Origin of the sequence: Pengzhenrongella frigida (assembly GCF_004168625.1) — a bacterium.
Lineage (GTDB): Bacteria > Actinomycetota > Actinomycetes > Actinomycetales > Cellulomonadaceae > Pengzhenrongella > Pengzhenrongella frigida.
Genome location: NZ_SDWW01000076.1, coordinates 1 through 9,714, shown reverse-complemented (window position 1 = coordinate 9,714; position 9,714 = coordinate 1). Strand labels below are relative to the sequence as shown.

General features: G+C 67.7%; 5 protein-coding genes and 5 pseudogenes. 9 read left to right on the top strand and 1 reads right to left on the bottom strand.

Translation table 11 applies throughout. The features are described 5' to 3' along the window. Positions 1-288 (top strand): annotated as a pseudogene (locus EUA98_RS19945) (IS21 family transposase); the annotation flags it as partial. 37 nt (positions 289-325) lie between these two features. Then, a pseudogene (gene istB / locus EUA98_RS20620) lies at positions 326-1,176 on the top strand (IS21-like element helper ATPase IstB). A gap of 332 nt (positions 1,177-1,508) precedes the next feature. Here istB and EUA98_RS18840 read toward each other — a convergent pair. Next, the gene (locus EUA98_RS18840) at positions 1,509-1,859 is read right to left on the bottom strand and encodes a YkvA family protein (RefSeq protein ID WP_130103878.1); all 351 of its coding nucleotides are present in this window, start codon (positions 1,857-1,859) and stop codon (positions 1,509-1,511) included. A gap of 952 nt (positions 1,860-2,811) precedes the next feature. Here EUA98_RS18840 and EUA98_RS18835 point away from each other — a divergent pair. The 7 genes and pseudogenes from EUA98_RS18835 (at position 2,812) to EUA98_RS18810 (ending at position 9,642) form a co-directional block, all read left to right on the top strand. Further along, positions 2,812-4,204, top strand: a pseudogene (locus EUA98_RS18835) (IS3 family transposase). 322 nt (positions 4,205-4,526) lie between these two features. Further along, positions 4,527-5,279, top strand: coding sequence for a GAF and ANTAR domain-containing protein (locus EUA98_RS18830; RefSeq protein WP_130104228.1), 753 nt, complete (start codon positions 4,527-4,529; stop codon positions 5,277-5,279). A gap of 413 nt (positions 5,280-5,692) precedes the next feature. After that, the gene (locus EUA98_RS20615) at positions 5,693-5,959 is read left to right on the top strand and encodes a helix-turn-helix domain-containing protein (RefSeq protein WP_350339520.1); all 267 of its coding nucleotides are present in this window, start codon (positions 5,693-5,695) and stop codon (positions 5,957-5,959) included. A 7-nt stretch (positions 5,960-5,966) separates the two neighbouring features. Then, complete coding sequence (locus EUA98_RS20700) at positions 5,967-6,152, top strand: DUF3459 domain-containing protein (protein ID WP_242511723.1); 186 nt, start codon at positions 5,967-5,969, stop codon at positions 6,150-6,152. A 112-nt stretch (positions 6,153-6,264) separates the two neighbouring features. Then, a pseudogene (locus EUA98_RS18820) lies at positions 6,265-7,659 on the top strand (ABC transporter substrate-binding protein). Positions 7,660-7,749: 90 nt separating this feature from the next. After that, a complete protein-coding gene (locus tag EUA98_RS18815; protein WP_130104226.1) occupies positions 7,750-8,676 on the top strand; it encodes a carbohydrate ABC transporter permease in 927 nt (308 codons plus the stop codon). Continuing rightward, positions 8,673-9,642 (top strand): annotated as a pseudogene (locus EUA98_RS18810) (carbohydrate ABC transporter permease). The gene EUA98_RS18815 and the pseudogene EUA98_RS18810 overlap by 4 nt, the downstream one beginning before the upstream one ends. The last annotated feature ends 72 nt before the right edge of the window (positions 9,643-9,714 follow it).

The following is a 9,714-nucleotide window of genomic DNA, read 5'->3' as shown; positions in this document are numbered from 1 at the left end:
ATCGTGATGGCCCGCCACCGGCTGGCGACCACCGGGGCCGGGGCCATGATTCGCGACGACGGCCACGTCCTGGACCTCGAACGCGCAGCGATGGCCGCGGCCACCTCCGCTGCCCCGCACCGCGGCAAGGTCCGACGCCCACCCAGCCCGGCCGCCCTAGACGCCGCGGCAGCCCTGCGCGCCCCGACCGGCACCGAGACCACCACCCCACGACAGCCCGGGGTAGTGATCGACCTGTCCGTCTACGCCGCCGCAGCGGCCGGGCGCAACACCCTGCCACCGCGATGACGAGCCCGAACCCGACCACCCGAAGGAGACCTGTCCCATGACCACCACAAGAACGACCCGACCCACCGCGGCCCCGGGCCCGCCGTCCACGACCGCCCAAGCGAGCCTCTACCAGCAGCTACGCGCACACTTGGCGGTGCTCAAGCTGCACAACGCCGCCGAGCACCTGCCCGCCGTGCTGGACACCGCGATCGCCGAGGGCCTGACAGTGACCGCGGCGCTCGAGCGGCTCCTCGCGGTCGAGGTCGACGCGACCGAAGCGCGGCGCCTGGCCGGGCGTCTACGATTCGCGTCCCTGCCCACCCCCGCCACGCTGGACGGGTTCGACTACGACGCCGCACCCGGCGTCGACCGCAACCTCATCAGCGAGCTCGCGACCTGCCGCTACCTCGAGACCGCCACCAACGTCCTGCTCATTGGACCGCCGGGTACTGGAAAACACACCTCGCGGTGGGCCTGGTCCGCGCCGCGGCGCAGGCCGGGTATCGCACCTACTTCACCACCGCGGCGGACCTCGCCGCCCGCTGCCACCGCGCCGCCATCGAGGGACGCTGGGCCACGACCATGCGGTTCTACGCCGGCCCCACGCTGCTGGCGATCGACGAGCTGGGCTATCTGGCCTTGCCCGCCGAGGCCGCCGCCGCGATCTTCCAGGTCGTCTCCCAGCGCTACCTCAAGACCTCGATCGTCTTGACCAGCAACCGGGGCGTCGGAGCGTGGGGAGAGATCCTCGGCGACACCACCGTCGCCGCCGCCATGCTCGACCGTCTCCTACACCGATCCGTCGTGCTGAACCTCGACGGCGACTCCTACCGGCTCCGCGCCCACCACGCAGCCAACGACACCTTGCGCAGAACCACCACCGGCACCCGCCAACCCCTAACCTGACACCGTCACCAGGTGGGGAATTTCGATGAGCACCCCCGGGGAATTTCGGTGAGCGGCATCAGCGCACCGCGATCAAAGACGAACTCATGCTGATGGACTCCTGGTTCACGCCCCACGCTGGTGGACTTGCTGTGAACCACCGGCCTCAACTCAGCCTGACCCGTAGGGCGCTGCGAGGACCGCATTCGCATCGCCGGGGCACCGGACTGGGCGCGTTCTCGCCGATAGTCACGGATGTCGGGCCCGGATGCGGAGACGCCGCACGACAGCATCGCTTGAGTGGCGCTGATGGCGTGCGTCGTCAGTCGCCGAGTCGTGGGCCGGACGACTGGTCAGAGAGGAGCTTTCCGCTGAGGCTCCATCACCCGATGGGACCTCCGCCGGCCTTTGACGCCCGCACCTTCGAGTCGCCTCTTGACCGTCACGAGCTTGTAGACGAAGACCGCGACGGCGGTGGCTACGCCAGCATCGTCGAAGAGGCCGATCGGTCCAAGCATCACCTCAGGCAACACGTCGACCGGGCTCGCCAGATAGACCAACGCCCCGATCATCGCGATCAGCCCGCGCGGCGGGACGCGGTAGCGCCACATGACGAACCCGACGACGGCAATCCCGAACAGCGAGAGGACGCCGAGCAGCACGAGCACCACGGTCACCAGATCGGACGTGTCCACGGCGTCCACTGTGCCTCATATGTCGAGAACGGCTCAGCGAGTCGACCACCTGGACGTAGACGTCAAAGATCCCCAGCTCGCGCACGGACGGGAACAGCTCGCAGAAACCCCGACCGAGGACCGCCTCGACCGCCATGCCGTAAAGCCGCGCGGCGGCCGCGTCCAAATACACGTACTGCAGATCCAAGACCGTGCCGTCCGCCTCGCGAGCCGCTCTGAAGATCAACACCGCGTCCGGCAACGCCCCCAACGCGCCCGCCAACTCGTCCGTGCCCAGCACGGGGTCCGGAAACCGGGTCCGCGGATCGGCGTCGCTCACGGTCATAGCCTCCCCAGCGTGTGCAATCCGGTCTAGAAGATCACTCCGACGGTGGTGCGTGGATCCGCGGAATCGTCCGTGGGTGGCGGGTTCGCCGCGCTCGCCCGCGACCGGGCCAACCTCCACGGTGGGGCGGGCCCCTGCTCGCCACGGTGCCTCGCGTGCGTTTGCGAGGCCCGAAGGACGGGGCAGATACCGGTTCAACCCACGAGGCGCCGAACGAAGCAGTGAGCAGCACACCATGACCGTGTCGACCCCCGCACCCCCGCCGCCATCAAGACCGGACAAGCCCACCACCCCGTGGCCGCCGACCTGACCGCCGACCTGACCGCCGCCAGGATTCCGGCCTTCGACTTGCCCGGGTGGGACGAGAAGACCATCACCGACCGCGGGCAATCTCACCGACGACACAGGAACCCACGTCCACGTGCGAACGAGGGCCCAGCCCAACGCCCTCGGAGACGGCGACGGTGCCTACGTGCGCCGCGCGACCTCGGGGCAAGCCCTTGGCCTTGCCCCGCGGGGCAGGTGAAGCGGGATATGCGGACCCGCACCCTGCGCGGCGCACCCCAACCGTGGGGCGTGAACCAGGAGTCCATCAGCATGAGTTCGTCTTTGATCGCGGTGCGCGACGATGGCCGTATGAGCAGCAGCCCCGGACCTCGCTCGGGGGGCCCGACCTCGAGGAGGTCGTTCACCGCCGCGCAGGAGCTTGACCACCTGGCCGCGTACGAGGCAGCTCTGGCGAACGGTCAGGGCGGTGCGTACCTGCGCCAGCACGGGTTGTACTCGTCGCTGATCAGCGAGTGGCGCCGATTGCGGGACGCGGGGGTTCTGGCGGGCAAGGCACCCGGGGAGAAGATCGGGCGACTGTCGGCCGAGCAGGCGGAGATCGCGCGGTTGCGCCGGCAGCTCGACAAGGCCGAGCGGAGGTTGGCGACCACGGAAGTGGCGCTCGACATCATGGGAAAAGCACGCGAGCTCTTGGAGGAGATATCCAGGAGCTCGCGGGACGAGCGCGGGCCCAGCACGCGCTGATGGCCAGCTACCGTGAACTGACAGCCCCCATGGCCTGCCCACCAGGGCCGTGGCGGTGCTGGTCGGGGTGGCGCGGGCGACCGCGACCCGCCGACCCCGCACCCCGGTGGTGACCAGCACGAGGGTGCCGGTGAACAAGCTGACCGACGTCGAGCGAGCCGAGGTCCTGGCGGTGGTGAACAGCCCCCGGTTCGTGGACCTGCCCCCGATCCAGATCTACGCCCAGCTCCTGGACGAGGGCGTGTACTTGGGGTCGATCTCCACGATCTACCGGATCCTGACCGCGAACGCGCAGGTCAAGGAGCGTCGCCGCCTCGCGCGGCACCCGGTCCGGGCCATCCCCGAGCTCGTCGCGACGGGTCCGGGGCAGGTCTACTCCTGGGACATCACTAAGCTCGCCGGACCGGTCAAGGGCACCTACTTCGACGCCTACGTGATGATCGACATCTACTCCCGCTACATCGTCGACGCGCACGTGCATGCGCACGAGTCCGCGGTCCTTGCGGCCGAGATGATGCGGGAGATCTGCGGGGTCCACGGCATCCCGCAGGGCGTGCACGCCGACCGGGGCACGTCGATGACGTCCAAGACCGTCGCGTCTCTGCTGGCGGATCTGGAGGTCACCAGGTCCCACTCCCGGCCGCGGGTGGGCAACGACAACCCGTACTCGGAGTCGTGGTTCAAGACGTTGAAGTTCGCCCCGGTGTTCCCCGAACGGTTCGGCTCGCTGGCCGACGCCCGCTCGTTCATGGCCGACTTCGTCGCCGGCTACAACCATCACCACCGCCACACTGGCATCGGGCTGAACGCGCCCGCCGACGTCCACTACGGCCACGCCGCGGCCAAGGCTGCCGACCGGGCCGTCGTCCTGGCCGGCGCACGCAGTCGGAACCCCGAACGATTCGCGACCACCCAGGACCCCAAGATCCTGGCCATCCCGACCACCGCGTGGATCAACCAGCCCGCCGACAACACCGGCATCGAGCTAGCCGCCTAAACACCCACCGGTCTCAACTACCTTGACAAATTCCGGAGCGACAAGGAGGCGATAGACGACACCGCGCAGCGCACGGCATAGTCACCACAACGCAGAGAATCACGCACGACGAGTTACACCACCCCGCGGGACGTCATCCAGTGGTCCAAGACCTTTGGGCACCGATATACAGCTCGGTGGCCGCACGATAGTCAGACATTTCGGGCACGACGTGGGAGGGTTGGGGTGTCGGGGGGTTCCGTGAGTGCGCCAGTTCGTGGCGTGCCGTCTCCGGTGCGCGACGAACGCGGGGCTCGCCCCCCCCGGGACCGAGTGGCAACCCATGTCCGACCACGATGCGATTGTGCCGTCCAATGGGGCGACCCATCACCCGGCGAGCGAGCTGCAGAACCTCATGCTGGCGACCGACGTCGTGGAGTCCTTTTTGCAGGAGATCACCTCCTTTGCCGTCACCGCGCTGGGTGGTGAGATTTCGGCCAGCGTCACGATCTCGCGCCAGGGGCGCCCGGCCACCGTCGCGAGCAGCGATGCGTACGCGGCCCAGTTCGACGAGGTGCAGTACAGCCAGAGCGAAGGGCCATGCCTGACGGCCATGCGCACCGGTAAGACGGTCCTGATGGACGACCTCGCCGCGGACGACCGATTTGAGCGCTACCGCCCTCGGGCTCTTGCGTTGGGGGTGCGGTCCTCGCTCTCGCTGCCGCTGGACGGCGGGGATCACATCGTCGGCTCTTTGAACCTTTACGCCCAGCACTCCCACGGGTTCGGCGCCGCTGAGCTGGCCCAGGCCGCGCTGTTCGCTGACGACCTCTCGCGAGCTCTGGGCCTCGCCATTCGCCTGGCGTACCAGGTGGAGATGACCGAAAAGCTGCTTGCTGCGCTGAGGTCGCGAACCCTGCTCGACCAGTCCCTCGGGATCATCATGAGTCAGCGGTTGTGCGACGCCGACGCGGCGATGGCGATCCTCAGCGCCGACTCGCTGAACCTCGACGTCGCGCTCCTGGTCCGGTCTGCCCAGATCCTCCGCGCAGTACGCACACCACCTCACAGTGACGGTCGCCAGAACCAAAACTGACCGGCGCCCTCAGCAACCGCCACTGAGGTGATGAGCGACTACGCCGCCCTCGCACGTCACTGTTGAGTCCAGCAAAGTGGTGTACCGGTAGCACGGTCGAGAACGTGGGCGCGGTCACCGCGTGATCCTTCGAGGGACAGTCCAAAGCCAACTCGAAGCACCTATCGCGATGACCGCTTCTCCGAGTATTGATCCTGCTGACTCTCAGCACAAGCACCTTGCCCAGTCCTCCACATCCCGATGGGCCGCACGCTGTGGTGGGCTCTTTACGCCGCCGGACCCATGAAAGCGCAAGGCTAGGCAGCGACATCACCTGTCGCCCGTACGCCGCCCGCGCTGTCCATGGCCATGGCCATGAGAAAGTCGGCGGATTCCAGCGAACGTCGCAACACCGACAGGTGTTGGAGGACGTGATGGGACCTGTTCGTAGCCGGGGCCGCAAGCGTGGAGCGGAGCCGTTGACGGCGCAACGGGAGGCGTTCGTCAGGTTGATCGCCAGGGGTGTGAGCAACGCCGAGGCGTGCCGAGTGGTGGGCGTCCACCGGCGGACCGGGACACGTTGGCGACTTGGGCGCACGGTCATCTCCAGCTCGGGTTCCGCGCTACGCCGACCCCGCGTCGACCTTGCACCTGTACCGCGACCTGCTGGCGATCCGACGCTGCGAGCCCGCCCTGGGTGACGGGCCGATGACCTGGATCGACACCTCCGACGACGTGCTCGCGTTCGCGCGTGGCGACCTCTTGTGCATCGTCAACCTAGGCGACCAACCCGCCGCCCTGCCCGCACACACCGAGGTCCTGCTCACGAGCGACTCGCTCGTCGCAGGCCTGCTGCCCCGCGACACCGCCGCGTGGCTGCGCGCCCCCGCCTGACCCGACCGCACCACAGCACGATCCAGCTCGACCCGTAGTGATCCCGACCGCACAGAACGAGCGCGACCTGGCACACACCCTGTCAGGGGCGTTCCCTCACGAAGGAGTGACGATGAGGTCCTCACACACCACTGCGCTCGCCATGGCCGGTGTGCTTTCGATCGGTTTGCTGGCGGCGTGCAGCGACGACGTGCCCTCGGGCGACTCGTCGTCCGCGGGCGCCGATCAGGTCACCATCACGGTGGCCGGCCTGCAGCCCGGAGCGGAGCAGACCGCTGTCGACGCGCTGAACGAGCGCGTCAAGCAGTTCGAGGAGAAGTACCCAGACATCAAGATCGAAACGCAGGAGTACAACTGGCTGGCGTCGACCTTCGCGGCCGACCTGGCCGGCGGCACGCTGCCTGTTGTCTTCGAGGTGCCGGCGACCGACACCAAGGTGCTCATCCAGAACGGCCAGCTCGCGAACATCGACGAGCAGGTCCAAGAACTCCCCTACGCGAAGGACTTCAACGAGGAGGTCCTGGCCGCTGGGCTGAGCGACGACGGGTTGGTCTACGCGGTCCCGGCCAAGTCGATCTACGCCGTCGCGCTGCACTACAACCGCGCGCTGTTCACGCAGGCCGGGCTCGACCCGGACAAACCCCCGACGACGTGGGACGAGGTTCGCGCGGACGCCAAGACCATCCACGACAAAACCGGTGTTCCCGGCTACGCCATGATGGCGCTCGACAACGCCGGTGGCTGGCAGCTGACGGCTGCGGCCTACTCGCGCGGCGGCCGCACCCAGGTGCTCGGCGGGGACGCCTTCGAGGCCACGCTGACGGACCCGGCCGTCAAGGAGTCGCTGCAATTCCTCGGCGACCTGAAGTCGGACGGCTCGTTGCTGGAGAACACCTAGCTCGGTTGGGGCGACGTGAACTCCGGATTCGCGGCCGGCCAGTTCGCGATGTACACGTCGGGCTCAGACATCTACACCGCGCTGGTGCAGAACAACGGAGTCACCACGGACAACCTGGACTACGGGCTGACTGCGCTGCCCAACGAGGGTAGCGACTCCGGCACGCTGGGCGGCGGCACCTACGCCGCCGTGGCGCCCCAGGCGACCGACGAGGAGAAGGACGCGGCGGTCAAGTGGATCGACTTCTGGTACCTGTCCGAGCTCGTGGACCAAGACCAGGCCGTAGCCGACGCCAAGATCCTCGCGGAGCAGGACCCGCCGCAGGCCGTCGGAACCCCCACGCTGCCGATCTTCAGCAAGGACCAGTACGAGACCTCGCTCAGCTGGATCGACGACCACGTCAATGTGCCGCTCGACCATATGGCCGGCTACACCGACGTCATGTTCAGCCAGCCGGTCATCCCTGAGGCCGCCCGCGCGACCCAGGAGACCTACGGGCTGCTCTTCCCGATCGTGCAGGCGGTCATGACCGACCCCGGCGTCGACCTGGACCAGCTGCTCGAAGACGCCAACGCCCAGTCCCAGGCCCTGATCGACCAGGCCAGCTGACATTGCTGAGGTGCCCGGCCCGGCCCGGCTCGTACCGGCCCGGGCACCGTCGCCGCTCCCGCGTGTTACCCGCCCCGAGAGAAGGACCGCATGACTTCCCAGGCCCTCGACAAGCTTGCCGGCAGACGCACACCGGCGACCTGGGTCCGTGGGGGCGGCCTGTCCACATTGCTCTTCGCTATGCCGATGCTGGTGATCTTCGGGGTGTTCTCGTGGGCGCCCATCGTCAAGGCCGTCGTCATGAGCTTCCAGAAGACGAATCTCATCGTGACGTCATGGGTCGGGCTGGAGAACTTCCAGCGGGTGTTCGCCGACCCCGTGCTGCCCATGGCCATCCGCAACACCGCGTACTTCGCGCTGCTGGCGCTGATCTTCGGCTACCCGGTGCCGCTCATCGCTGCGGTCCTGATGAGCGAGGTACGCCGCGCCAAGGGTGTCTTCTCGGCCCTCGCCTACCTGCCCGTCGTCGTGCCGCCCGTGGTGGCGGTCCTGCTGTGGAAGTTCTTCTACGACCCGCGGCCCGAGGGCGTGTTCAACACGATCATCGGCTCAGTGGGAATTCCACCCCAACCCTGGCTGCAGAGCGCGACGTCGGCCATGCCGTCGCTCGTGCTCGAGGCCACCTGGGCCGCCGCGGGTGGCACCGTGATCATCTACCTCGCCGCGCTGAGCTCGGTGCCTACCGAGCTGTACGACGCCGCGGAGGTCGACGGCGCCTCGGTCTGGGGCAAGATCTGGCACGTCACGATGCCGCAGCTGCGCAGCGTGCTGCTCATCACCTTCATCCTGCAAATCATCGGGACCGCACAGGTGTTCCTCGAGCCGTACCTGTTCACCGGCGGCGGTCCCGCGAACGCGACGATCTCCGTGCTTCTGCTCGTCTACCGGTACGCGTTCCAGAACAGCCTCGGCGGCAACTACGGCATGGCGACGGCGCTCAGCCTGATGCTTGCCGCCTTCCTCGCGGTCATGTCCCTGATCTACTTCCGCCTCACACGCAGCTGGAGCACGTCGTGACCACCACGAACCCCACGCTCCCAGAGGCAGTCGTGGCGGGCGAGCCTCGGACCCGACCCGCCGAAGGCGTGCGCACCCCACCTTCGGCGGACGACCGCACCGCGGTCTCCCGGGCGGACTGGCACCGGCCGCGGGTCAAGCACACTTGGAACACCCTGCATGTGCTGCTGCTGATCCTGCTGATCGTGTGGTGCGTTGGACCGCTGCTGCTGCTCGGTAAGTTCGCCATCACCCCGACGCAGGACATCCTGCGCACGCCGCTGGCGATCTTCCCCAACGGCGCGAAGTGGTCGAATCTGCACGACGCTTGGTTCGACATCGACATCAGCAAGTATTTCGTCAACACCGTCGTGCTGGCGACTGGGTCATGGGCCTCGCAAATGCTGGTGGCAACGACCGGCGGGTTCGTCCTGTCCGTGCTACGACCGCGCTGGGCCCGCTCTGTCCAAGGCCTCGTCCTGGCGACGCTGTTCGTACCCGCCGTCGTCCTGCTGGTGCCGCTCTACCTGATCATCCTGCACCCCCCGATGATCGATCACTCGCTGGTCAACTCATACTGGGCGGTCTGGTTGCCCGCCGGCGCGAGCGCGTTCAATGTCGTGCTGGTCGCCCGGTTCTTCGACAACCTGCCCCGCGAGATTCTCGAGGCCGCTCGCGTCGATGGCGCCGGACGTTCCGGCTCTTCTGGTCGATCGTGCTGCCCATGAGCAAGCCGATCCTCGTCGTGGTATCGGTGTTCGCGGTCATCGCGTCTTGGAAGGACTTCCTCTGGCCGCTGCTCGTCCTGCGCAACCCCGATCTGCAGCCTTTGTCGGTCCGCCTGCCCTCCCTCGAGGCAACCACCGACAAGGGCACCCTGATGGCCGCCTATGCGATCGCGACCGTGATCCCCATCCTCATATATTCCTAGTGTTCCAGCGCATGTTCCTGCGCGGCGCGGGGCTCGGCGGCGCCGTCAAGGGCTAGGGCATGTCTCCCTAGCTCGGTTTGGTGCTCATTGGCATGCTGTTGCGGGTGAGTCGTTACGCCGTGTTGTCA